The 26,506-nt window shown below is 43.6% G+C and carries 13 protein-coding genes, 7 rRNA genes and 2 riboswitches (1 of these 22 only partly in view); of the genes, 3 read left to right on the top strand and 17 right to left on the bottom strand.

What is annotated here, in order from left to right; genetic code table 11:
• The 14 genes from U9R83_RS01385 to groES form a co-directional block, all read right to left on the bottom strand.
• Window positions 1–763, bottom strand: a 16S ribosomal RNA gene (locus U9R83_RS01385) (it extends 789 nt beyond the left edge of the window).
• Between the two features lie 163 nt (window positions 764–926).
• Window positions 927–1,042: ribosomal RNA gene (gene rrf, locus U9R83_RS01380) — 5S ribosomal RNA — on the bottom strand.
• A gap of 63 nt (window positions 1,043–1,105) precedes the next feature.
• A 23S ribosomal RNA gene (locus U9R83_RS01375) occupies window positions 1,106–4,041 on the bottom strand.
• Between the two features lie 225 nt (window positions 4,042–4,266).
• Window positions 4,267–5,818, bottom strand: a 16S ribosomal RNA gene (locus tag U9R83_RS01370).
• A gap of 163 nt (window positions 5,819–5,981) precedes the next feature.
• Window positions 5,982–6,097, bottom strand: a 5S ribosomal RNA gene (gene rrf, locus U9R83_RS01365).
• A gap of 63 nt (window positions 6,098–6,160) precedes the next feature.
• Window positions 6,161–9,096 (bottom strand): 23S ribosomal RNA (locus U9R83_RS01360).
• A 225-nt stretch (window positions 9,097–9,321) separates the two neighbouring features.
• Window positions 9,322–10,873: ribosomal RNA gene (locus U9R83_RS01355) — 16S ribosomal RNA — on the bottom strand.
• Together the 16S, 23S and 5S rRNA genes form the textbook arrangement of a ribosomal RNA operon.
• A gap of 373 nt (window positions 10,874–11,246) precedes the next feature.
• Window positions 11,247–12,572 carry an NCS2 family permease gene (locus U9R83_RS01350; RefSeq protein WP_013055032.1) on the bottom strand — a complete coding sequence of 442 codons (1,326 nt, stop codon included), beginning with the start codon at window positions 12,570–12,572 and terminating at the stop codon, window positions 11,247–11,249.
• A gap of 133 nt (window positions 12,573–12,705) precedes the next feature.
• A riboswitch (purine riboswitch) is annotated at window positions 12,706–12,807 on the bottom strand.
• Between the two features lie 97 nt (window positions 12,808–12,904).
• Window positions 12,905–14,434, bottom strand: a complete 1,530-nt coding sequence (gene guaA / locus U9R83_RS01345) for a glutamine-hydrolyzing GMP synthase (protein ID WP_116739679.1) — start codon at window positions 14,432–14,434, stop codon at window positions 12,905–12,907.
• Window positions 14,435–14,556: 122 nt separating this feature from the next.
• A riboswitch (purine riboswitch) is annotated at window positions 14,557–14,658 on the bottom strand.
• A 39-nt stretch (window positions 14,659–14,697) separates the two neighbouring features.
• Window positions 14,698–16,890: a transglutaminase TgpA family protein gene (locus tag U9R83_RS01340; protein WP_243550141.1), complete on the bottom strand. Its 2,193-nt coding sequence runs from the start codon at window positions 16,888–16,890 to the stop codon at window positions 14,698–14,700.
• Window positions 16,887–18,077: a DUF58 domain-containing protein gene (locus tag U9R83_RS01335; RefSeq protein ID WP_328575054.1), complete on the bottom strand. Its 1,191-nt coding sequence runs from the start codon at window positions 18,075–18,077 to the stop codon at window positions 16,887–16,889. Before U9R83_RS01335 ends, U9R83_RS01340 begins: the two co-directional genes overlap by 4 nt.
• Window positions 18,078–18,087: 10 nt before the next feature.
• Window positions 18,088–19,038 (bottom strand): AAA family ATPase, encoded by a 951-nt coding sequence (locus U9R83_RS01330; protein ID WP_243550137.1) that lies wholly within the window; start codon window positions 19,036–19,038, stop codon window positions 18,088–18,090.
• A gap of 158 nt (window positions 19,039–19,196) precedes the next feature.
• Window positions 19,197–20,828: a chaperonin GroEL gene (gene groL / locus U9R83_RS01325; RefSeq protein ID WP_013081432.1), complete on the bottom strand. Its 1,632-nt coding sequence runs from the start codon at window positions 20,826–20,828 to the stop codon at window positions 19,197–19,199.
• Between the two features lie 67 nt (window positions 20,829–20,895).
• Window positions 20,896–21,180, bottom strand: coding sequence for a co-chaperone GroES (groES, locus tag U9R83_RS01320; protein WP_013055026.1), 285 nt, complete (start codon window positions 21,178–21,180; stop codon window positions 20,896–20,898).
• Window positions 21,181–21,479: 299 nt separating this feature from the next.
• Between groES and U9R83_RS01315 the strand changes: the two genes are divergently transcribed.
• The gene (locus U9R83_RS01315; RefSeq protein ID WP_115652920.1) at window positions 21,480–22,208 is read left to right on the top strand and encodes a CPBP family intramembrane glutamic endopeptidase; all 729 of its coding nucleotides are present in this window, start codon (window positions 21,480–21,482) and stop codon (window positions 22,206–22,208) included.
• Window positions 22,205–22,432, top strand: coding sequence for a YdiK family protein (locus tag U9R83_RS01310; RefSeq protein ID WP_013055024.1), 228 nt, complete (start codon window positions 22,205–22,207; stop codon window positions 22,430–22,432). Before U9R83_RS01315 ends, U9R83_RS01310 begins: the two co-directional genes overlap by 4 nt.
• Window positions 22,433–22,458: 26 nt before the next feature.
• Here the strand turns inward: U9R83_RS01310 and tatC are convergent, their stop codons facing one another.
• From tatC to U9R83_RS01295, 3 genes are read right to left on the bottom strand one after another with little or no spacing between them, the layout of a single operon-like run.
• Entirely contained in the window at window positions 22,459–23,214 is a 756-nt protein-coding gene (gene tatC, locus U9R83_RS01305) for a twin-arginine translocase subunit TatC (RefSeq protein ID WP_014461958.1), read from the bottom strand.
• Between the two features lie 15 nt (window positions 23,215–23,229).
• Window positions 23,230–23,415, bottom strand: coding sequence for a twin-arginine translocase TatA/TatE family subunit (gene tatA / locus U9R83_RS01300; RefSeq protein WP_014461959.1), 186 nt, complete (start codon window positions 23,413–23,415; stop codon window positions 23,230–23,232).
• Window positions 23,416–23,468: 53 nt separating this feature from the next.
• Window positions 23,469–24,107 carry a redox-sensing transcriptional repressor Rex gene (locus U9R83_RS01295; protein WP_013055021.1) on the bottom strand — a complete coding sequence of 213 codons (639 nt, stop codon included), beginning with the start codon at window positions 24,105–24,107 and terminating at the stop codon, window positions 23,469–23,471.
• A 458-nt stretch (window positions 24,108–24,565) separates the two neighbouring features.
• On the opposite strand from U9R83_RS01295, the gene U9R83_RS01290 reads away from it, so the two are divergent.
• The gene (locus U9R83_RS01290) at window positions 24,566–26,500 is read left to right on the top strand and encodes an ABC-F family ATP-binding cassette domain-containing protein (RefSeq protein WP_115652918.1); all 1,935 of its coding nucleotides are present in this window, start codon (window positions 24,566–24,568) and stop codon (window positions 26,498–26,500) included.
• Window positions 26,501–26,506: the final 6 nt, after the last annotated feature.

Raw genomic sequence — 26,506 nt, 5'->3', positions numbered from 1 at the left:
CGTCAGTTACAGACCAAAAAGCCGCCTTCGCCACTGGTGTTCCTCCACATCTCTACGCATTTCACCGCTACACGTGGAATTCCGCTTTTCTCTTCTGCACTCAAGTTCCCCAGTTTCCAATGACCCTCCACGGTTGAGCCGTGGGCTTTCACATCAGACTTAAGAAACCGCCTGCGCGCGCTTTACGCCCAATAATTCCGGATAACGCTTGCCACCTACGTATTACCGCGGCTGCTGGCACGTAGTTAGCCGTGGCTTTCTGGTTAGGTACCGTCAAGGTACGAGCAGTTACTCTCGTACTTGTTCTTCCCTAACAACAGAGTTTTACGACCCGAAAGCCTTCATCACTCACGCGGCGTTGCTCCGTCAGACTTTCGTCCATTGCGGAAGATTCCCTACTGCTGCCTCCCGTAGGAGTCTGGGCCGTGTCTCAGTCCCAGTGTGGCCGATCACCCTCTCAGGTCGGCTATGCATCGTTGCCTTGGTGAGCCGTTACCTCACCAACTAGCTAATGCACCGCGGGCCCATCTGTAAGTGATAGCCGAAACCATCTTTCAATCATCTCCCATGAAGGAGAAGATCCTATCCGGTATTAGCTTCGGTTTCCCGAAGTTATCCCAGTCTTACAGGCAGGTTGCCCACGTGTTACTCACCCGTCCGCCGCTAACGTCATAGAAGCAAGCTTCTAATCAGTTCGCTCGACTTGCATGTATTAGGCACGCCGCCAGCGTTCATCCTGAGCCAGGATCAAACTCTCCGAAGAAATGTTTGACTTGCTCAATTTAAAAAATAAAAATTAACGTTGACGTTTGTCGCTTTGTTCAGTTTTCAAAGTTCAACCGCCGCTCTTAAGCGACTTTACTATCTTATCAAGTTATTAACGTAATGTCAACAACTTTTTTAAAAGAAAAGAGAGATCTTTTCCAGCCTGGCAACGTCCTACTCTCACAGGGACAAAGTCCCAACTACCATTGGCGCTAAAGAGCTTAACTTCCGTGTTCGGTATGGGAACGGGTGTGACCTCTTCGCTATCGCCACCAGACAAGAGATTGTTCTCTCAAAACTAGGTAACAGTTTGCTGAGTAAAGCTTACGCTTTTAAAGTTTTGGTTAAGTCCTCGATCGATTAGTATCAGTCAGCTACACATGTCGCCACGCTTCCACCTCTGACCTATCAACCTGATCATCTTTCAGGGATCTTACTAGCTTGCGCTATGGGAAATCTCATCTTGAGGGGGGCTTCATGCTTAGATGCTTTCAGCACTTATCCCGTCCACACATAGCTACCCAGCGATGCCTTTGGCAAGACAACTGGTACACCAGCGGTGTGTCCATCCCGGTCCTCTCGTACTAAGGACAGCTCCTCTCAAATTTCCTACGCCCACGACGGATAGGGACCGAACTGTCTCACGACGTTCTGAACCCAGCTCGCGTACCGCTTTAATGGGCGAACAGCCCAACCCTTGGGACCGACTACAGCCCCAGGATGCGATGAGCCGACATCGAGGTGCCAAACCTCCCCGTCGATGTGGACTCTTGGGGGAGATAAGCCTGTTATCCCCGGGGTAGCTTTTATCCGTTGAGCGATGGCCCTTCCATGCGGAACCACCGGATCACTAAGCCCGACTTTCGTCCCTGCTCGACTTGTAGGTCTCGCAGTCAAGCTCCCTTGTGCCTTTACACTCTACGAATGATTTCCAACCATTCTGAGGGAACCTTTGGGCGCCTCCGTTACATTTTAGGAGGCGACCGCCCCAGTCAAACTGCCCACCTGACACTGTCTCCCGGCCCGATCAGGGCCGCGGGTTAGAATTTCAATACAGCCAGGGTAGTATCCCACCGACGCCTCCACCGAAGCTAGCGCTCCGGTTTCTCAGGCTCCTACCTATCCTGTACAAGCTGTACCAAAATTCAATATCAGGCTACAGTAAAGCTCCACGGGGTCTTTCCGTCCTGTCGCGGGTAACCTGCATCTTCACAGGTACTATAATTTCACCGAGTCTCTCGTTGAGACAGTGCCCAGATCGTTACGCCTTTCGTGCGGGTCGGAACTTACCCGACAAGGAATTTCGCTACCTTAGGACCGTTATAGTTACGGCCGCCGTTTACTGGGGCTTCGATTCAGAGCTTCTCCCAAAGGATAACCCCTCCTCTTAACCTTCCAGCACCGGGCAGGCGTCAGCCCCTATACTTCGCCTTGCGGCTTCGCAGAGACCTGTGTTTTTGCTAAACAGTCGCCTGGGCCTATTCACTGCGGCTCTCTCGGGCTATACACCCTACCAGAGCACCCCTTCTCCCGAAGTTACGGGGTCATTTTGCCGAGTTCCTTAACGAGAGTTCTCTCGATCACCTTAGGATTCTCTCCTCGCCTACCTGTGTCGGTTTGCGGTACGGGCACCTCCCGCCTCGCTAGAGGCTTTTCTTGGCAGTGTGGAATCAGGAACTTCGGTACTATAATTCCCTCGTCATCACAGCTCAGCCTTTATGATGAGCGGATTTGCCTACTCATCAGCCTAACTGCTTGAACGCGCATATCCAGCAGCGCGCTTACCCTATCCTACTGCGTCCCCCCATTACTCAAACGGCGGGGAGGTGGTACAGGAATATCAACCTGTTGGCCATCGCCTACGCTTTTCAGCCTCGGCTTAGGTCCCGACTAACCCTGAGCGGACGAGCCTTCCTCAGGAAACCTTAGGCATTCGGTGGACAAGATTCTCACTTGTCTTTCGCTACTCATACCGGCATTCTCACTTCTAAGCGCTCCACCAGTCCTTACGGTCTGACTTCACAGCACTTAGAACGCTCTCCTACCACTGACATCAAAGATGTCAATCCACAGCTTCGGTGATACGTTTAGCCCCGGTACATTTTCGGCGCAGAGTCACTCGACCAGTGAGCTATTACGCACTCTTTAAATGGTGGCTGCTTCTAAGCCAACATCCTGGTTGTCTAAGCAACTCCACATCCTTTTCCACTTAACGTATACTTGGGGACCTTAGCTGGTGGTCTGGGCTGTTTCCCTTTTGACTACGGATCTTATCACTCGCAGTCTGACTCCCATGGATAAGTCTTTGGCATTCGGAGTTTGACTGAATTCGGTAACCCGTTGGGGGCCCCTAGTCCAATCAGTGCTCTACCTCCAAGACTCTCACAACATGAGGCTAGCCCTAAAGCTATTTCGGAGAGAACCAGCTATCTCCAGGTTCGATTGGAATTTCTCCGCTACCCACACCTCATCCCCGCACTTTTCAACGTGCGTGGGTTCGGGCCTCCATTCAGTGTTACCTGAACTTCACCCTGGACATGGGTAGATCACCTGGTTTCGGGTCTACAACCACATACTAAACGCCCTATTCAGACTCGCTTTCGCTACGGCTCCGCCTTATCAGCTTAACCTTGCATGGGATCGTAACTCGCCGGTTCATTCTACAAAAGGCACGCCATCACCCGTTAACGGGCTCTGACTACTTGTAGGCACACGGTTTCAGGATCTCTTTCACTCCCCTTCCGGGGTGCTTTTCACCTTTCCCTCACGGTACTGGTTCACTATCGGTCACTAGGTAGTATTTAGCCTTGGGAGATGGTCCTCCCAGCTTCCGACGGAATTTCACGTGTTCCGCCGTACTCAGGATCCACTCAAGAGGGAACGAAGTTTCAACTACAGGGTTGTTACCTTCTTCGACGGACCTTTCCAGGTCGCTTCATTTACTTCGTTCCTTTGTAACTCCGTATAGAGTGTCCTACAACCCCAAGAGGCAAGCCTCTTGGTTTGGGCTAATTCCGTTTCGCTCGCCGCTACTCAGGAAATCGCATTTGCTTTCTCTTCCTCCGGGTACTTAGATGTTTCAGTTCCCCGGGTCTGCCTTCAATATCCTATGTATTCAGATAAAGATACTGTTCCATTACGAACAGTGGGTTTCCCCATTCGGAAATCTCCGGATCAAAGCTCACTTACAGCTCCCCGAAGCATATCGGTGTTAGTCCCGTCCTTCATCGGCTCCTAGTGCCAAGGCATTCACCGTGCGCCCTTTCTAACTTAACCATTAGCGAATAAATGGTACAACATATTGTTGTGTTATTTATTGGTTTGATTAAAGAAAAGTTTCACTTTTCCTCAGCAATTACTGTTATCTAGTTTTCAAAGAACAATCGCAACCAAAATTCTTCTTATCTAATAAGAAGAAAGTAGTGTGCTTTCTATAATTGAGAGATTGAACTCTCAAAACTGAACAAAGTGTCAAAACGTACGTCATGTAAAAATCCTTAGAAAGGAGGTGATCCAGCCGCACCTTCCGATACGGCTACCTTGTTACGACTTCACCCCAATCATCTGTCCCACCTTAGGCGGCTAGCTCCTTACGGTTACTCCACCGACTTCGGGTGTTACAAACTCTCGTGGTGTGACGGGCGGTGTGTACAAGGCCCGGGAACGTATTCACCGCGGCATGCTGATCCGCGATTACTAGCGATTCCAGCTTCATGTAGGCGAGTTGCAGCCTACAATCCGAACTGAGAATGGTTTTATGGGATTGGCTTGACCTCGCGGTCTTGCAGCCCTTTGTACCATCCATTGTAGCACGTGTGTAGCCCAGGTCATAAGGGGCATGATGATTTGACGTCATCCCCACCTTCCTCCGGTTTGTCACCGGCAGTCACCTTAGAGTGCCCAACTAAATGCTGGCAACTAAGATCAAGGGTTGCGCTCGTTGCGGGACTTAACCCAACATCTCACGACACGAGCTGACGACAACCATGCACCACCTGTCACTCTGTCCCCCGAAGGGGAACGCTCTATCTCTAGAGTTGTCAGAGGATGTCAAGACCTGGTAAGGTTCTTCGCGTTGCTTCGAATTAAACCACATGCTCCACCGCTTGTGCGGGCCCCCGTCAATTCCTTTGAGTTTCAGTCTTGCGACCGTACTCCCCAGGCGGAGTGCTTAATGCGTTAGCTGCAGCACTAAAGGGCGGAAACCCTCTAACACTTAGCACTCATCGTTTACGGCGTGGACTACCAGGGTATCTAATCCTGTTTGCTCCCCACGCTTTCGCGCCTCAGCGTCAGTTACAGACCAAAAAGCCGCCTTCGCCACTGGTGTTCCTCCACATCTCTACGCATTTCACCGCTACACGTGGAATTCCGCTTTTCTCTTCTGCACTCAAGTTCCCCAGTTTCCAATGACCCTCCACGGTTGAGCCGTGGGCTTTCACATCAGACTTAAGAAACCGCCTGCGCGCGCTTTACGCCCAATAATTCCGGATAACGCTTGCCACCTACGTATTACCGCGGCTGCTGGCACGTAGTTAGCCGTGGCTTTCTGGTTAGGTACCGTCAAGGTACGAGCAGTTACTCTCGTACTTGTTCTTCCCTAACAACAGAGTTTTACGACCCGAAAGCCTTCATCACTCACGCGGCGTTGCTCCGTCAGACTTTCGTCCATTGCGGAAGATTCCCTACTGCTGCCTCCCGTAGGAGTCTGGGCCGTGTCTCAGTCCCAGTGTGGCCGATCACCCTCTCAGGTCGGCTATGCATCGTTGCCTTGGTGAGCCGTTACCTCACCAACTAGCTAATGCACCGCGGGCCCATCTGTAAGTGATAGCCGAAACCATCTTTCAATCATCTCCCATGAAGGAGAAGATCCTATCCGGTATTAGCTTCGGTTTCCCGAAGTTATCCCAGTCTTACAGGCAGGTTGCCCACGTGTTACTCACCCGTCCGCCGCTAACGTCATAGAAGCAAGCTTCTAATCAGTTCGCTCGACTTGCATGTATTAGGCACGCCGCCAGCGTTCATCCTGAGCCAGGATCAAACTCTCCGAAGAAATGTTTGACTTGCTCAATTTAAAAAATAAAAATTAACGTTGACGTTTGTCGCTTTGTTCAGTTTTCAAAGTTCAACCGCCGCTCTTAAGCGACTTTACTATCTTATCAAGTTATTAACGTAATGTCAACAACTTTTTTAAAAGAAAAGAGAGATCTTTTCCAGCCTGGCAACGTCCTACTCTCACAGGGACAAAGTCCCAACTACCATTGGCGCTAAAGAGCTTAACTTCCGTGTTCGGTATGGGAACGGGTGTGACCTCTTCGCTATCGCCACCAGACAAGAGATTGTTCTCTCAAAACTAGGTAACAGTTTGCTGAGTAAAGCTTACGCTTTTAAAGTTTTGGTTAAGTCCTCGATCGATTAGTATCAGTCAGCTACACATGTCGCCACGCTTCCACCTCTGACCTATCAACCTGATCATCTTTCAGGGATCTTACTAGCTTGCGCTATGGGAAATCTCATCTTGAGGGGGGCTTCATGCTTAGATGCTTTCAGCACTTATCCCGTCCACACATAGCTACCCAGCGATGCCTTTGGCAAGACAACTGGTACACCAGCGGTGTGTCCATCCCGGTCCTCTCGTACTAAGGACAGCTCCTCTCAAATTTCCTACGCCCACGACGGATAGGGACCGAACTGTCTCACGACGTTCTGAACCCAGCTCGCGTACCGCTTTAATGGGCGAACAGCCCAACCCTTGGGACCGACTACAGCCCCAGGATGCGATGAGCCGACATCGAGGTGCCAAACCTCCCCGTCGATGTGGACTCTTGGGGGAGATAAGCCTGTTATCCCCGGGGTAGCTTTTATCCGTTGAGCGATGGCCCTTCCATGCGGAACCACCGGATCACTAAGCCCGACTTTCGTCCCTGCTCGACTTGTAGGTCTCGCAGTCAAGCTCCCTTGTGCCTTTACACTCTACGAATGATTTCCAACCATTCTGAGGGAACCTTTGGGCGCCTCCGTTACATTTTAGGAGGCGACCGCCCCAGTCAAACTGCCCACCTGACACTGTCTCCCGGCCCGATCAGGGCCGCGGGTTAGAATTTCAATACAGCCAGGGTAGTATCCCACCGACGCCTCCACCGAAGCTAGCGCTCCGGTTTCTCAGGCTCCTACCTATCCTGTACAAGCTGTACCAAAATTCAATATCAGGCTACAGTAAAGCTCCACGGGGTCTTTCCGTCCTGTCGCGGGTAACCTGCATCTTCACAGGTACTATAATTTCACCGAGTCTCTCGTTGAGACAGTGCCCAGATCGTTACGCCTTTCGTGCGGGTCGGAACTTACCCGACAAGGAATTTCGCTACCTTAGGACCGTTATAGTTACGGCCGCCGTTTACTGGGGCTTCGATTCAGAGCTTCTCCCAAAGGATAACCCCTCCTCTTAACCTTCCAGCACCGGGCAGGCGTCAGCCCCTATACTTCGCCTTGCGGCTTCGCAGAGACCTGTGTTTTTGCTAAACAGTCGCCTGGGCCTATTCACTGCGGCTCTCTCGGGCTATACACCCTACCAGAGCACCCCTTCTCCCGAAGTTACGGGGTCATTTTGCCGAGTTCCTTAACGAGAGTTCTCTCGATCACCTTAGGATTCTCTCCTCGCCTACCTGTGTCGGTTTGCGGTACGGGCACCTCCCGCCTCGCTAGAGGCTTTTCTTGGCAGTGTGGAATCAGGAACTTCGGTACTATAATTCCCTCGTCATCACAGCTCAGCCTTTATGATGAGCGGATTTGCCTACTCATCAGCCTAACTGCTTGAACGCGCATATCCAGCAGCGCGCTTACCCTATCCTACTGCGTCCCCCCATTACTCAAACGGCGGGGAGGTGGTACAGGAATATCAACCTGTTGGCCATCGCCTACGCTTTTCAGCCTCGGCTTAGGTCCCGACTAACCCTGAGCGGACGAGCCTTCCTCAGGAAACCTTAGGCATTCGGTGGACAAGATTCTCACTTGTCTTTCGCTACTCATACCGGCATTCTCACTTCTAAGCGCTCCACCAGTCCTTACGGTCTGACTTCGCTGCACTTAGAACGCTCTCCTACCACTGACATCAAAGATGTCAATCCACAGCTTCGGTGATACGTTTAGCCCCGGTACATTTTCGGCGCAGAGTCACTCGACCAGTGAGCTATTACGCACTCTTTAAATGGTGGCTGCTTCTAAGCCAACATCCTGGTTGTCTAAGCAACTCCACATCCTTTTCCACTTAACGTATACTTGGGGACCTTAGCTGGTGGTCTGGGCTGTTTCCCTTTTGACTACGGATCTTATCACTCGCAGTCTGACTCCCATGGATAAGTCTTTGGCATTCGGAGTTTGACTGAATTCGGTAACCCGTTGGGGGCCCCTAGTCCAATCAGTGCTCTACCTCCAAGACTCTCACAACATGAGGCTAGCCCTAAAGCTATTTCGGAGAGAACCAGCTATCTCCAGGTTCGATTGGAATTTCTCCGCTACCCACACCTCATCCCCGCACTTTTCAACGTGCGTGGGTTCGGGCCTCCATTCAGTGTTACCTGAACTTCACCCTGGACATGGGTAGATCACCTGGTTTCGGGTCTACAACCACATACTAAACGCCCTATTCAGACTCGCTTTCGCTACGGCTCCGCCTTATCAGCTTAACCTTGCATGGGATCGTAACTCGCCGGTTCATTCTACAAAAGGCACGCCATCACCCGTTAACGGGCTCTGACTACTTGTAGGCACACGGTTTCAGGATCTCTTTCACTCCCCTTCCGGGGTGCTTTTCACCTTTCCCTCACGGTACTGGTTCACTATCGGTCACTAGGTAGTATTTAGCCTTGGGAGATGGTCCTCCCAGCTTCCGACGGAATTTCACGTGTTCCGCCGTACTCAGGATCCACTCAAGAGGGAACGAAGTTTCAACTACAGGGTTGTTACCTTCTTCGACGGACCTTTCCAGGTCGCTTCATTTACTTCGTTCCTTTGTAACTCCGTATAGAGTGTCCTACAACCCCAAGAGGCAAGCCTCTTGGTTTGGGCTAATTCCGTTTCGCTCGCCGCTACTCAGGAAATCGCATTTGCTTTCTCTTCCTCCGGGTACTTAGATGTTTCAGTTCCCCGGGTCTGCCTTCAATATCCTATGTATTCAGATAAAGATACTGTTCCATTACGAACAGTGGGTTTCCCCATTCGGAAATCTCCGGATCAAAGCTCACTTACAGCTCCCCGAAGCATATCGGTGTTAGTCCCGTCCTTCATCGGCTCCTAGTGCCAAGGCATTCACCGTGCGCCCTTTCTAACTTAACCATTAGCGAATAAATGGTACAACATATTGTTGTGTTATTTATTGGTTTGATTAAAGAAAAGTTTCACTTTTCCTCAGCAATTACTGTTATCTAGTTTTCAAAGAACAATCGCAACCAAAATTCTTCTTATCTAATAAGAAGAAAGTAGTGTGCTTTCTATAATTGAGAGATTGAACTCTCAAAACTGAACAAAGTGTCAAAACGTACGTCATGTAAAAATCCTTAGAAAGGAGGTGATCCAGCCGCACCTTCCGATACGGCTACCTTGTTACGACTTCACCCCAATCATCTGTCCCACCTTAGGCGGCTAGCTCCTTACGGTTACTCCACCGACTTCGGGTGTTACAAACTCTCGTGGTGTGACGGGCGGTGTGTACAAGGCCCGGGAACGTATTCACCGCGGCATGCTGATCCGCGATTACTAGCGATTCCAGCTTCATGTAGGCGAGTTGCAGCCTACAATCCGAACTGAGAATGGTTTTATGGGATTGGCTTGACCTCGCGGTCTTGCAGCCCTTTGTACCATCCATTGTAGCACGTGTGTAGCCCAGGTCATAAGGGGCATGATGATTTGACGTCATCCCCACCTTCCTCCGGTTTGTCACCGGCAGTCACCTTAGAGTGCCCAACTAAATGCTGGCAACTAAGATCAAGGGTTGCGCTCGTTGCGGGACTTAACCCAACATCTCACGACACGAGCTGACGACAACCATGCACCACCTGTCACTCTGTCCCCCGAAGGGGAACGCTCTATCTCTAGAGTTGTCAGAGGATGTCAAGACCTGGTAAGGTTCTTCGCGTTGCTTCGAATTAAACCACATGCTCCACCGCTTGTGCGGGCCCCCGTCAATTCCTTTGAGTTTCAGTCTTGCGACCGTACTCCCCAGGCGGAGTGCTTAATGCGTTAGCTGCAGCACTAAAGGGCGGAAACCCTCTAACACTTAGCACTCATCGTTTACGGCGTGGACTACCAGGGTATCTAATCCTGTTTGCTCCCCACGCTTTCGCGCCTCAGCGTCAGTTACAGACCAAAAAGCCGCCTTCGCCACTGGTGTTCCTCCACATCTCTACGCATTTCACCGCTACACGTGGAATTCCGCTTTTCTCTTCTGCACTCAAGTTCCCCAGTTTCCAATGACCCTCCACGGTTGAGCCGTGGGCTTTCACATCAGACTTAAGAAACCGCCTGCGCGCGCTTTACGCCCAATAATTCCGGATAACGCTTGCCACCTACGTATTACCGCGGCTGCTGGCACGTAGTTAGCCGTGGCTTTCTGGTTAGGTACCGTCAAGGTACGAGCAGTTACTCTCGTACTTGTTCTTCCCTAACAACAGAGTTTTACGACCCGAAAGCCTTCATCACTCACGCGGCGTTGCTCCGTCAGACTTTCGTCCATTGCGGAAGATTCCCTACTGCTGCCTCCCGTAGGAGTCTGGGCCGTGTCTCAGTCCCAGTGTGGCCGATCACCCTCTCAGGTCGGCTATGCATCGTTGCCTTGGTGAGCCGTTACCTCACCAACTAGCTAATGCACCGCGGGCCCATCTGTAAGTGATAGCCGAAACCATCTTTCAATCATCTCCCATGAAGGAGAAGATCCTATCTGGTATTAGCTTCGGTTTCCCGAAGTTATCCCAGTCTTACAGGCAGGTTGCCCACGTGTTACTCACCCGTCCGCCGCTAACGTCATAGAAGCAAGCTTCTAATCAGTTCGCTCGACTTGCATGTATTAGGCACGCCGCCAGCGTTCATCCTGAGCCAGGATCAAACTCTCCGAAGAAATGTTTGACTTGCTCATTTAAAAAATAAAAATTAACGTTGGCGTTTGTCGCTTTGTTCAGTTTTCAAAGTTCAACCGTTGCTCTCAAGCAACTTTATTAGTATAACATTCTATCATTTTGATGTCAACATCTTTTTTTAAGATGTTTCTCTCAACCGCGCTGTTCATCAGCGACATTTAATAATTTACCATATATAACATACGGAGTCAATCGTTTTTCTAAAAAACTTTATAAATAAAAAAGTTAATGAAGTAAACCTTCAGTAAAGTAACCAATTAACCTCTATTACAATAGCAATCTAGCAGCTATACAGTTTTCTTATCTTACCATAAAAAAAAAGCCCAGTCATTAAACTGAGCTTTTTTATTTAAACTATTCTGCTAAGAATGCAAAATAGAGTATGAAGATAATACAGAGAGCATACATAATTGGATGAACTTCTTTTCCACGCTTGCTGCATAACATTGTAATAGGATAAAAGATAAAGCCAACCGCAATACCTGTTGCAATACTGTATGTTAACGGCATCATAATTACCGTGAAAAATGCAGGAACTGCTACTTCGAACTCTTTCCAATTAATTTCTCCTAAATTTGACACCATCAGAGCTCCTACCGTAATTAAAGCTGGCGCAGTAACAGCTGGTGTTACGACCGCTAATAATGGAGAAAAGAACAGTGCAACTAAGAAAAACGCCGCCGTTACGATTGCAGTGAATCCTGAACGTCCCCCCGCTGCCACTCCAGCTGTAGACTCTACATAAGCTGTTGTTGATGAGGTACCAAGAACAGCACCAACTACAATCGCACTAGAATCTGCCAATAACGCTCTGCCCGCTCGCGGAAGCTTATTATCTTTCATAAGTCCAGCTTGACTCGCTACAGCAACCATCGTACCTGCTGTATCGAAGAAATCAACAAATAAGAACGTTAAAATGACGACTAGCATCTTTACAGTAAAGATATCACCGATATTTTGAAAAGCTGCCCCAAACGTCGGGTCAAGACTAGGAACTGATGAAACAACTGCTTTAGGTGTATCAATTAAACCAAAAGCCATACCTGCTACAGCCGTTACAATCATACCGATAAATACAGCTGCATTTACTCGAAGCACCATTAATACAATAGTAATAACAATACCAAAAACCGCAAGTAACGTTGTTGGGTTCGTTAAATCACCCAGTCCAACAAATGTGGCATCATCTTTGACGATGATTCCGGCACCTTTCATACCTATAAAACTAATAAATAAACCAATACCTGCTCCAACAGCCATTTTTAATTCAATAGGAATAGAATTAATAATTTTTTCTCGCAGGCTTGTTAATGTTAAAAGAATAAAAATAACACCTGATATCATAACACCCGTTAAAGCCGTCTGCCATGGAATTCCCATTGTCAGAACAACTGTATAAGCAAAAAATGCGTTTAATCCCATACCTGGAGCTAATGAAATTGGATATCTACCAAGCACTCCCATAACAATTGATCCCAAAGCTGCAGCTAAAGCAGTAGCTGTAAATACAGCCCCTTGGTCCATTCTCATACTGTCAGGTAGATCCTTTACATCACTTAGTGATAGCACAGATGGATTAACAAATAAAATGTAAGCCATAGATAGAAAAGTTGTAAGGCCAGCTATAAACTCTTTTCGATAGCTAGTACCCAACTCTTCAAAACGAAAATACTTCTTCACGTTTTTTCCTCCCTTTATAGAAGCCGCATGCACTTAGGCAAACCATAAAAAATGCCTCTACACTATGGCGCGTAAAGGCATAAAATCGACTAAAAGAGAGATGTATGAACAAAAAAACAAAAGATTTTTACACATACATGTATTACTTTCTCGTAGTCAAGCCATTTACGGTAGCTCGGTAGAAACTTTTGGGCCTTATCCCCAAGATTATACGACATTAAAGCTATATCTCGCTGTTTTATGTTACTATCCTACCATTAACTTTTTTAAAAAGTCAACAAAAAACGAACATTCTTATAAAAGAATGTTCGTTTGTTCGGTTTTCTTACATATTATTCCCATTCAATTGTTGCAGGTGGCTTACTTGTAATATCATACACTACGCGGTTAATATGCTTAACTTCGTTTACAATACGCGTTGAGATAACTTCAAGCACATCCCAAGGAATACGCGCCCAGTCAGAAGTCATACCATCAATCGATGTAACAGCACGAATACCGATTGTGTAATCATACGTACGAGCATCTCCCATTACACCTACACTGCGGATGTCAGGAAGAACCGTAAAGTATTGCCAGATATCGCGCTCTAAGTCAGCTTTTGCAATCTCTTCACGTAAAATAGCATCCGACTCACGTACAATTTCTAACTTCTCTTCCGTAATTGCACCAAGTACACGAATACCTAGACCTGGTCCTGGGAAAGGCTGACGCCACACGATGTTATCAGGGATACCTAATTCAGAACCTAATGCACGTACTTCATCTTTGAATAGCGTGTTTAACGGTTCGATTAGTTCGAACTGCATATCTTCTGGTAATCCACCTACGTTGTGGTGAGATTTGATCGTTTGAGCTGTAGCTGTCCCACTCTCGATAATATCTGTATATAGCGTACCTTGAGCTAGGAAATCAAACCCTTTTAATTTAGCAGCTTCGTCATCGAATACATAAATAAATTCATTACCGATGATTTTACGCTTTTGTTCAGGATCTGATACGCCGCTTAATTTTTCTAAGAAGCGATCTTTTGCATCGATTTTAATTACGTTCATATTAAAGCCTTCGCTAAATGTTTCCATTACGCTTTCCGCTTCACCTTTACGTAATAAACCGTGATCTACGAACATACATGTTAACTGATCACCAATTGCTTTGTGAATTAATACAGCTACTACTGAAGAGTCTACTCCGCCGCTAAGTGCGCAAAGTACTTTTCTATCTCCAACTGTTTCACGGATTTTATCCATTTCAACTTCAATGAAGTTCTCAATTGACCAGTTTGCTTCAGCATGACATACTTCAAACACGAAATTCTTTAAGATATGGTTACCGTGCACTGAATGGCGAACTTCTGGATGGAACTGCACTCCGTACATATTCTTTTCTTTGTTACTCATTGCGGCAATTGGACAAGATGGGCTAGTTGCGTCCACTTCAAAACCAGCTGGTGTTTCTACAACTAAATCACCGTGACTCATCCAAACAACTTGTTCTTTTGGCAACTCATGGTACATTAATGAATCGTTTTGTACGTTAATCGCTGCTTTACCATATTCACGATGGCTAGCACCTTCTACCTTCCCGCCAAAATGATGAGTCATTAATTGCATTCCATAACAAATACCTAAAACAGGAATACCTAATTCAAAAATGTTTTCATCGCAGTGAAATGCGTTTTCACCGTACACACTGTTTGGGCCTCCAGAGAAAATAATTCCCTTTGGATTTAATGCTTTAATCTCTTCTGCTGTAATTGTGTGCGGATGCAATTCACTATATACTCCGAACTCGCGAATGCGACGCGTAATCAGTTGGTTATATTGACTACCAAAATCTAATACAACAATCATGCCTTCCATCTTGTTCACCTCTCCGAATGTGTAAATAATCACTTGTTATTATGCCCTAAAATATAAAAAAACTAGACTTCTCCCTCAAAAAACAAAGGCAGAAGTCTAGTTGAGCACGACGTTTATCGTCAAATAGACTGTTCTGCCTTCATAGTCAGATCGTTTAAGGTGACCCGGTAGAGACTCTCGAACCATATTATCGAGGATATATGAAGGTATACGAAACATTTATAGTAAGTTCGAGAATATTCTATCAATCCGCGAAACAATGGTCAAGAACTCGTTTTTTTGATTAAATTTTCCCACAATTCAATCGACTCTTTCCATTCTTTTATGGAATCTGCATTTCGATACAAAACTCGCTCGTATTTTTCCGTTAATTTTAGCATATTTACCGTATTTAATTTTTCGTCTACTTCTCCTGCAAAGTCGCGCAGCGTTTGATTTTCTTGCCGCTTTAGTCCATTTGCAGCGAGTCTTTTAAGTAAAAAAGCATAAGCTGATTCAAAGGTTTCCGGTCTCTCTTTCTTTTTATAAAAAGAGATATAAAAAGGTAAAAACCATTTAAATCGATTGAGATATATTACTATTAACATAACTACAATCAGTCCGTAGAAAAGCACTTTCCACTTCATAGACAACTTAGCATTTTGAAGAGAAGCTGTTTTTTCTTTCGCTATTTCTTCTTGTGCCGGAAGCTCTTTTTCCTTAGGCTGCTCCTTCACCTGCGTTTCTTGTTTCTCTTCTTCCCTTTGACTATTTTCACTAGAGTTGTTAGGTTGGCTATCTACAAAATCATAAGGATTAGAAAAACTTTTTGTTGGTTCAAAAGGTACCCAGCCCGCTCCTGGAAAATAGACTTCTACCCAAGAATGAGCATTATTTTGTGTAATTTCATAGGTTGTCCATTTACTACTTCCTGAAATAACCGTAGCATCACCTTCTGTATAGCCCTTTACCCACCGAGCAGGAATATCTAATGAACGAAGCAGCACGACCATAGAAGTAGAGAAGTTATCACAGTACCCTCTTTTTGTATCAAATAAAAATTGATCCACATAATCTTTATTTTTCGTAGGAATTGGAACATTTTCAGTATCATATACATATGGATTTGATCGGAAGTATTCTTCAACGGCTTTCGCTTTTTCATAGCGATTATTCTTATTTTTTGTTACCTCACGAGCTAAATCTTTTACTCGTTTCGGCAAGTTAGCAGGAAGTTGTGTATACCTTGCTATAAATTCGTTATTATTCTCTAGACTCTCTGCCTTTTTTTCCTCTGCTTGCTGAAGAAGTCCAATATCAAATACAGGATATTTATACGTCAGCTCATATGATTCAACAGTAACAAGCTTGTCATTTTGATAAGGATATAATTTTTCATTTGTCGGTGTAACATCGGTTTGAATGCCATTTTTTAAGGTTAGCGACAGCAGTTGAGGAACATGCATAAGATGAACTGAAGGCTGCGAATAGGTAACTTCTGCTTTTCTTACTTGTCCTGCTACACTTGAGTCATATTGAGGGAGTAAGTTTTCATTTCCTTTAAAGGGCACTTTTTCTTCCTCTTTAGACAGCTCCCACCCCTTACCTGTATAAACATCCTTCGTTTCAATACGCCAATAGTGCTCATCCTCTACTTTGGCTGTAAACACAACCGTATCATCATTGACAAACGATCCCCCCAATTTGGAATCGTCCATATCATAGCCGATTCGTTGACCGCTTGCAGATTCTCCCTGTCCTTGATTTGTTGTATGCGCTGTGATAAAAGGTACGGGATCTGGCCACTGCGGCCCTGGTTTAGGAGCGAGATAAGCCAGCACAATGACGATAGCTAAAAAGCTGCCTAGAAAAAGAAACGATCGTTTTCTATTTTCTAAACGCTCAGTGCTCGCAGCTTTTATACGTTCAGGATTGATGCGAAGCATAGCTACTAATAAAAACCCAATAATCGTCACACGAATAATAGCAGCTCCCGCATCGTAAGTAGAAAAGGTATCCAACACGGTAATATACAAAATGGTTAAGAAGAAAAAGAAGAAAATTCTTTTTTGATAAAAGATCCAATATCGAATTAAATAAGCCATAATCCAAAGGAGCACAAAAAATAAAGTGCTTCTCATTTCAAATGATAAATTCGCTATATCCCACTCCATGATACTTTGTGCATCTGACTGAAGAATCTCCAAAAGTCTCGGAAGCCAGTCTGAAGAAAAGAAGGCTCCTTGGAAATAGAGATTATGAAGCGAAAACAAAATAAACAACATGCTCCCTAACGTCATCACGATAAACGGTAAGCGAAACGTTAAACACAAAAAACAGTAAGCAACAAACAAGATAAAGTACTGAATTTGATTGGTATCCGTCACTTCATTTAAAGGAAGAAGCCATTCCACTAATAAAAAGAATGCTCCCGCGTACAATAAGATGTTTTTTACATACAAAGCTGATTTATTCACTTATTTCCGCCCTCACTTCCTTTAGATGATAGAGGAAGAGTAATATTAACGACTTCAATCGTTAAAGCAGAAGATTGTATTCCATTTACAATAACCGTCTCTTCGTCACTAAGCCCTGCTCCTTCATTTTTAACGACAATGAGTGAAGCCTTAGCATGAGGGCTCAGCTTAGATTGAATCTGCCCAATAAGAGTCCCTGTAACCTGACTGACTATTACCATAAAAGAATGCTGCTTTTGAATGGCAATACTCTTAAATTCTGTTTCGAATGCTCGGTTGTTAACAGGCTGGGCACGCGCTAAGTGATACAACAGGTTATCAGGCTCACTTTGTTCAGAGGTTTTTTGTGAAAAAAGTGCATTTTCAGCTAAAAGAAAATCGACTTTTTTACGCTTGGTTTCTTCATGAATGAGCATGGATGCCAGAAAGCTCATTCGCTCTTCAAAGTATAGAGAGCTCATAACATCTGCAATGATAATCATACTCCGTTCATGATAATGACCGAACTCTTTAGAAATCAACGTAGCTTTACGAGCCGTCGCCTTCCAATCAATAGATCCTAATCGGTCACCCGGCTGATATTCTCTAATGCCTGTCACTAACGTAGTAGATTGATTCCCCATCGAAACTTCACTTTTTCCTTCTTCTATTCCTGCTAAAAGAAACGGGATATCTATCTCATGGATTTGAGGATACACGACAAACCGCTGGTGCAGCGGATAATATGCCTTCTTTTTTACAATTCCTAATAAATCACTCATTTCAATCGAAATCGTAAAAAATTCATATTCTCCTCTTTCTACAAACGATCTTTCATACGGAATAACAGCGTTTCGTTGAAAAAGCGGATAAATTGTTCTTTCTTCTTGATCTAAAAGGTTACTCTCCTCTTTCACTGCTGCCATATAAACAGGAAAAGACGAGGAGCGTGTAATGTGAATGTCATACGAAAGATGATCTCCAGCGAATCGAGGCTGTAGCTTCACATCACGAGTAACATTCCACTTCTTTAATGGATAAAGCAAAACGGCTGCCGCATATAACCCAAAAGGTAAGAAGCTATAAAATAAAAACCAGCTTACAAAGCCCCCTTGAAACATCGCGTAAGAAAACGTAGCAGCAAAGATGCAGAATAAAACGAACCAGTCTCTACATTTATTCCATATCACTTTTATATACTGTTTCATAAAGTACCTCTTACCTTTTAACAGGTACTTTCGTATCAGCCATAATTTGCTTCATCACATCACTCGCTGTTAAGCCGCTGTACTGGGTATCAGGTCTTAGCGTTAATCGATGTTCACACACATACGAAGCAAGCTCTTGAACATCATCAGGAAGACAGTAGTCTCTTCCCTTCACTAAAGCATATGCTTGAACGGCCTTCATAAAGGAAACCGTTCCACGAGGACTGATACCTAACGAAACATGTGGATGAGAGCGCGTTTTACGAATGATTTCGATGATATAGTGCTTGATCACATCATCTACATAAATACTGCTTACAGTTTTTTGAGCCTGTACTAATTCCGGAATGCTCATGACGGGTTTGACATCCTCAAGATTAACTTGAGTCGATACGCCGTTTAAAATTTGAAGCTCCTCTTCTTGCGTAGGATAACCCATGCTTAATTTGAATAAAAAACGATCCAGCTGCGCTTCTGGCAAATGATAGGTCCCATCAAAATCAACAGGATTTTGAGTAGCCATCACAAAAAAAGGCGCCGGAATTTCCCGGGTGATACCATCGGTTGTTACATGATGCTCAGCCATTGCTTCTAAAAGCGCCGATTGTGTTTTAGGAGAAGTCCTGTTAATCTCATCAGCGAGTACAATGTGGCTCATGATAGGACCTGGACGAAAATGAAATTCCATGTCTTTCGGACTGTAGATAGAAACGCCTGTTACGTCGGATGGCAGCAAATCAGGCGTGAATTGAATTCGTTTAAATTCTGCATCAATTGATTTGGCCAGTGCCTTCACGAGCATCGTTTTCCCCACACCCGGCACATCTTCAAGTAAAATATGCCCCTCTGCAAGCAAAGCAACCAAACTCAACGTAGATACCTGACGTTTTCCAATCACAATTTGATCGATGTTTTCTAATACTTGGTTTAATTTACTATTAATATGATCCAGCTGAATCAATAAAGCTCCCCCTTAAAACTCAGTTAAGCCTTGAGTTTAATAAGTTTTCCAATAAACATAGTACTATCTTAACAAATTTTAAAAAAATCTGAAAATATTAACGCACGCAAAAAAGCGACCAAGTGAGTACTTGGTCGCTTTTTTAGGTAGGGCACTGATTACATCATGCCGCCCATTCCACCCATGCCGCCCATATCAGGCATTGCAGGTGCTCCGCCTTCTTCTGGCTTGTCAGCAACAACTGCTTCAGTTGTTAAGAACATAGCCGCTACAGAAGAAGCATTTTGAAGAGCTGAACGCGTTACTTTTGTTGGGTCAACGATACCAGTGTCTAGCATATTTACCCACTCGCCAGTCGCAGCGTTAAATCCAGTTCCAACTGCTTCGCCTTTTAGACGCTCAACGATTACTGATCCTTCTAAACCAGCGTTGTGAGCGATTTGACGTACAGGCTCTTCAATCGCACGTAATACGATGTTGATACCTGTAGCAGTGTCACCGTCAGCTTCGATGCTTGCTACTTTATTATAGATATTTACTAATGCAGTACCACCACCAGCTACGATACCTTCTTCAACCGCAGCACGCGTAGAGTTTAATGCATCTTCAATACGTAATTTACGTTCTTTTAACTCAGTTTCAGTTGCCGCACCAACTTTAATTACAGCTACGCCACCAGCAAGTTTTGCTAAGCGCTCTTGTAATTTTTCACGGTCAAACTCTGAAGTTGTTTCTTCAAGCTGAGCTTTGATTTGGTTTACGCGTGCTAGGATATCTTCTGCGTTTCCTGCACCGTTTACAACTGTTGTATTTTCTTTTGTTACAACAATTTTAGAAGCGCGACCTAATTGATCGATGCTTGCTGTTTTTAAGTCAAGACCAAGCTCTTCAGTGATTACTTCTCCGCCTGTTAGGATTGCAACATCTTGTAGCATTGCTTTACGACGATCACCAAAACCAGGAGCTTTAACAGCTACAGCTGTAAATGTACCACGAAGTTTGTTCACAACTAATGTTGCTAAAGCTTCGCCTTCTACGTCTTCAGCGATAATTAATAGCGGCTTGCCTTGTTGAACAACTTGCTCTAATACCGGTAAGATTTCTTGAATGTTACCTATTTTTTTGTCTGTGATTAAGATGTAAGGGTCATCTAATACAGCTTCCATTTTATCTGAATCAGTTACCATGTAAGGAGATGCATATCCACGGTCAAACTGCATACCTTCTACCACTTCTAATTCAGTTGTGAAACCTTTTGATTCTTCAAGCGTGATAACGCCGTCGTTACCAACGCGCTCCATTGCTTCAGCAATTAATTGACCTACTTCTTCGTCCGCTGCTGAGATAGCCGCTACTTGAGCAATTGAATCTTTACCTTGAATTGGTTTAGAGATTGCTTTTAGTTCTTCAACCGCTACAGCTACTGCTTTTTCCATACCTTTACGGATACCCATTGGGTTAGCACCAGCCGTTACGTTTTTAAGACCTTCTCTGATCATTGCTTGCGCTAAAACTGTTGCAGTAGTTGTACCGTCACCAGCAACGTCGTTTGTTTTGCTAGCAACTTCGGCTACTAATTTAGCACCCATATTTTCAAATGCGTCTTCTAATTCGATTTCTTTTGCAATTGTTACACCGTCATTTGTAATAAGCGGTGAACCGAATTTCTTTTCCAATACAACGTTACGACCTTTTGGTCCAAGCGTTACTTTTACAGCATTTGCTAATGTATCTACACCACGTAGCATTGCGCGACGTGCTTCTTCGCTAAATTTAATGTCTTTTGCCATGTTCTTTGACCTCCTCAAGATGTTCTTAATAATCTATTTTTTACGTATGATAAGTTTGTGGTTAAAATTAGCCGATTACAGCTAAAATATCGCTTTCGCGTAAAATTAAGTATTCAGTACCTTCGTATTTTACTTCAGTACCCGCATATTTTGAGAAGATGATACGATCGCCCGCAGCTACTTCTAAAGCTACACGCTCACCGCTTTCTAATACTCGGCCTGTACCTACAGCAACAATTTTACCCTCTTGTGGCTTTTCTTTTGCACTGTCCGGTAACACGATACCGCTTGCTGTTTTTTCCTCAGATTTTACAAGTTCAATCACTACGCGATCACCTAATGGCTTTAACAAGTGAAACAACCTCCTCAAATAATATGTTTGCATTTTTATTAGCACTCAACCTCAACGAGTGCTAACACAATTATTATATTAAAACAAAGTGGGTTTTTTTTGCAAGTATTAAACAAAAAAAATTTAAAATTTACAACAACTACATATAATAGTCTTAGATTTCGACGATTTTGAGAAATAAAGCATTCTTTTCTCTGTTCAATAATATGTATGTTACAATACGAGCAAGAAGAAATTACTAACTTTACAGTACTTCTTCGACATATATACATAAAAACCTTTTAAAGGAGTATAGAAGATTGGAAAAACGTTATTGGTATGTTATTCTCACCTACATCCTTATGCAGTTTTCAGGAGTTGTTGGTATACCGCTGTTAAAATTAACAGGAATGTTTGATCAATATCCAGTTCGAACAGCGAATGTCATGCTTTTGACTTATTGGACCATCATCAGCTTTATCCTTGGTTTACTTATTGTCTTACTGCTGCTGCGCCGTGACATGTCCATGCGTATAGAACATGCTGGAAAAACGATTGCTGTTGTCTGGTCAGTCCTTGGGGTGTTTCTCGCTATGGCTGGTCAAGCTGTAGCAGGTATGATTGAGCACGCTCTTGGCATTACCCAAGTATCTGAAAACACACAAAATATTGTTAACCTTGTTAAAGCAACACCGTTCCTTATTGTCGTTACGTCTGTTATTGGACCAATACTAGAAGAGATTATTTTCCGAAAGATTATTTTTGGCTCTCTTCACAAACGATACAATTTCTTTATCTCTGCATTTATTAGTTCCCTTATTTTCGCTGCGGTACACTGGGATTTTAAACATTTACTTGTGTATACAGCTATGGGATTTGTATTTGCATTCCTTTATGCAAGGACGAGACTAATTGTTGTACCTATTATTGCTCACGTTTTGATGAATACAATCGTTATTTTATCTCAAACTATTTTTGCAGATAAAATTATAGAAATGCAAAAACAAGCAGAACAAATGCAGTTTATTTTTGGAGGCATGTTTTTATGAAGAATATCCCTTTAACACGAGGGTTTATTTATATTATTATGGGGATTTTATTCACCTACCTGGCTATTCAAAATGCTCAGGAAACCGTTTGGAACTTCCCCACAATCTTATTTGCACTCGTAGCCGCATTCGATTTCAGGTTTGCGGTTCGCATCTTTATCTTGCACTATAAAATTAAAAAGTTGCAGCAGCAATATAAAAATCAAGATGATTCATCTAAATAAAAAAACCACTGTTTCAGTGGTTTTTTTTACATACTAACATCTTCTCTTTCTTGCTCTGCCCTTGCCTTTAACACTTTGCGATACGAAATGCGGGAAATAATGATGCTGATTTCATACAGTATTAAGAGCGGCACTGTCACCATCATGTGCGAGAGCAATTCCGGTGGTGTAATAAGTGCGGCAATAACTAGCAGTACGAAATAGGCATACTTTCGAATTTGAGATAAAAACATAGGCGTTATAATTCCTAATCGCGTCAAAAACATGACGACGACAGGAAGCTGAAACAACAGGCCAAAAGGCAGTGTGAGCTGCATTAAAAAAGAAAAGTATTCATTAATGCCAATCACTTGGTTTACATTCAGCTCATCGGAAACGCGCGTCATAAAATCAACGACAAATGGAAACAACACAAAATAAGAAAAAGAGACACCGCCGATAAAGAGAAAAATGGAAACAGGAATATATCCAAGCGTTACCTTACGCTCTTTTTCATATAAACCAGGACTAATAAATGCCCAAAGTTGATACAGTGCAACAGGAGCTGCAAGTACACAGCCGATAATAACAGCAAACTGCATATAAATCTTAACTGGGTCTGTTAGCCTAAATGCATTCATCGTTAAATTTTTTGCCTCATCAGCATGCTGTAAATAGACAATAACCTTATCCGCTATAAAAAAGCCGGCAACTGTGGCAATGACAAAGAAAAATAAAACAATTAAAATGCGTTTTCGCAGCTCTCCTATATGATCATATATTGACATTTCTTGTTCGGTCATACTATGATCACCCTTTTACTCTTTGTCATCTACTTGACGCTGTTTATCTTTTTCACGATCATCTGATGCCCCGCTAGCGGCATGCTTAAACTCTCTAAGCGTTTGCCCGACTGATCTTCCTAGCTCCGGTAACCGTTTCGGTCCAAAAATAAGCAGTGCTACAATCGCAATAATAATCCAACTGCCTGCTCCAATCCCCATATTCCCACTCTCCTTATTAATTTAGACTTAAGGAAATCGTAACACAGTCCACCTTATTCAACAGGATAATTTTTCAAAAAATAGACAAGCGACTGTAACTCTACAGCAAGATCAATATGATGCAGTCGAATCTCATCGGGTACGTTTAAGCGTGCAGGAGTGAAGTTTAGAATCCCTTTAATTCCGCAATTCACTAAACGATCGGTAATTTGCTGAGCAACAGTGGCAGGAACGGTTAAAATCGCTACTGAGATGTCATCACTCATATAATCTTCCAATTGGTCAAGGTGATAAACCGGCACGTCGCCCACTTTTGTACCGACTTTATCTTCTATCACATCAAAAGCGCACTCAATTTTGGTGTTATTATTTTTAATAAAATTATAATTTAAAAAGGCCGTTCCTAGATTCCCTACGCCAATCAGTGCTACTTTCGTTACTTCATCTTGGTCTAACGTTTTACGGAAAAATGTAAGTAAATAATTCACATTGTAGCCGTATCCCTTTTTTCCTAATGCTCCAAAGTAAGAAAAGTCCCGACGAATAGTAGCAGAATCCACTTTCACTGCCTCGCTTAACTCCGCTGACGACACACGCTGTTTACCAGAAGCATGCAAGTTTTTCAAAAAACGATAATAAAGCGGCAATCGTTTAGCCGTTGCTTGTGGTATTTTTAATTGTTCAGTGTTCACGTTGTACCCCCTCAGTTCATGTATGTCATTACTAACATTTTCAAGTCATATTGCATTACCTTTCACAAAGCATCAACCGCTTTGAGGTAGCGCTTCCAATTCTCTCTCTTTTCTCTTGTTTTATATATACTCCGCTTCACACCCCGACGGCTTTTGTCTATCCAGCACTACTTAAAGTCGGTAGCTAGAACGAAGTAATTAGCCCTTCAAAGGATTCGTTTGTTAGTCATGACGGGTTTTCTACATCCATCATATATAAGTTCAGAGATGCACTTATCTCTTATTTTAACATAGTATCCTGTATAAAATGTGCAGGTAAAATCATTTTATTTCATGAATCAAAACATTCGCTTCATCATTTGTCCTTGTCCCTCTACAAATTACAAACGCTTGTAGGAAGAACTTGTAGTTGAAAATATGTTAAAATACACTATGGATATACTACTAGAGGTGAAAAAATGATTATTCTACAATTGAACGGTATTACAAAATACTATGGGGCAGAACCCATTTTATCGAATATAAAGTTAGAAGTACAATCAAAAGACCGCATTGCCCTAGTGGGACGAAACGGTGCTGGTAAATCAACTTTATTAAAAATTATTGCTGAGCAGCTTTCTTATGACAGCGGAGAGATTATCAAACCTAAAGGTGTTTCCATTGATTATATGGGACAAGATACAGTTCTTGAGTCAACACTCTCCATATGGGAAGAAATGATGACTGTCTTTGCTCCGTTAAAGAAGATGGAAAAAGAATTACGTACGCTTGAAACGAAGATGGGCGATCCAGATATTTTTAATGATTCAGTTCAATACGAAAAACTAACCAAAGAGTACGATCAGCTTCAAGTAACGTTCAAAGATTTAGGCGGCTATCAATATGAAGCGGATACACGATCTATTCTTCACGGTTTCCGTTTTTCAAACTTTGACTATAGCACCCCTATTTCCTCCTTGAGCGGTGGGCAAAAAACGCGCTTGGCTCTTGCAAAACTGCTTTTAACAAAGCCAGACTTGCTTATTCTCGATGAGCCTACCAACCACTTAGATATTGAAACTTTAGCATGGCTGGAACAGTTTCTGCAAGGGTATGAAGGAGCTATTTTAATTGTTTCACACGATCGTTACTTCCTTGATAAAGTCGTAAATCAAGTGTATGAAGTCACACAAAAAACAACGGTGAAGTACACGGGCAACTACTCTAAATACCTCGTACAAAAAGCCGAGCGCTATGAAAAAGAGTTGCGTCAGTACGAAAAGCAGCAAGATGAAGTCGCAAAACTGAATGATTTTATTCAGCGAAACATCGCCCGCGCATCGACTACAAAACGTGCGCAAAGCAGACGTAAACAGCTCGATCGAATGGAGTTAATAAACCGACCTAATGAAGGTGAAAAATCAGCTAGTTTTTCGTTTGAAATTGAGCGTCAAAGCGGAAATGAAGTCTTAAATCTCGAAAACGTGTCTATTGGATATGATGAAAACAAATATGTCGTGCAAGAGGCAAACCTTCGAATTAAAAAAGGTGAAAGCCTTGCGTTGGTTGGCCCTAATGGAGTTGGGAAATCAACTTTATTAAAAGGTATTGTGGATAAGCTAAGCTTCAAGACTGGAACCATTTCTTTTGGCTCAAACGTAATGGTTGGTTATTACGACCAAGAGCAAGCCAATTTAACGTCTAATAAAACCGTTTTAAATGAGCTTTGGGATGACTACCCATCCAAACCTGAAAAAGAAATTCGTACAGCGCTTGGAAATTTTCTCTTTTCAGGTGATGATGTACTGAAAATCGTTTCCACGCTTAGCGGTGGTGAAAAAGCACGTTTGGCTCTTGCGAAGCTCATGCTTCAAAAGGCTAACTTCTTAATTTTAGATGAACCTACTAACCATCTTGATTTAGATAGCAAACAAGTACTGGAGAATGCGTTAATTGATTACCCGGGGACTCTATTATTTGTTTCACATGACCGTTATTTTATTAATCGTATTGCAAACAAAATAGCCGAGCTATCTCCTGAAGGGGTAGAAGAGTTTCTTGGAGATTATGACTATTATGTAGAAAAGAAAGCAGAAATAGAAGAAATCAAAGAATTAGAAAATGTAAAAGCAAACGAAGAACGTACGGTAAAAGTAGATAAACAGTCTTATAAACAAGATAAAGAACAAAAGAAATTGATGAGGCAGCGAACACGCCGCATTGAAGAAATTGAAACTGAAGTAAACAAATTAGAAGCCGCACAAGCGGCGAATGAAGAACTTCTTTGTGACCCTGAAATTTATCAAAATCACGAGGAAGTATCAAGATTAAACGGTGAAAATGAAAAAATTTCTTCACAGTTATCCACATTAATGGAAGAGTGGGAAGAACTGCAGCTGCTTCTAGAAGAATAGCCTATA

Origin of the sequence: Priestia sp. LL-8, assembly GCF_036227845.1 — a bacterium.
GTDB classification, from domain to species: Bacteria; Bacillota; Bacilli; order Bacillales; family Bacillaceae_H; genus Priestia; species Priestia zanthoxyli.
Note: the sequence above shows the minus strand (reverse complement) of the source record. Positions and strands in the feature narration are given on the sequence as shown.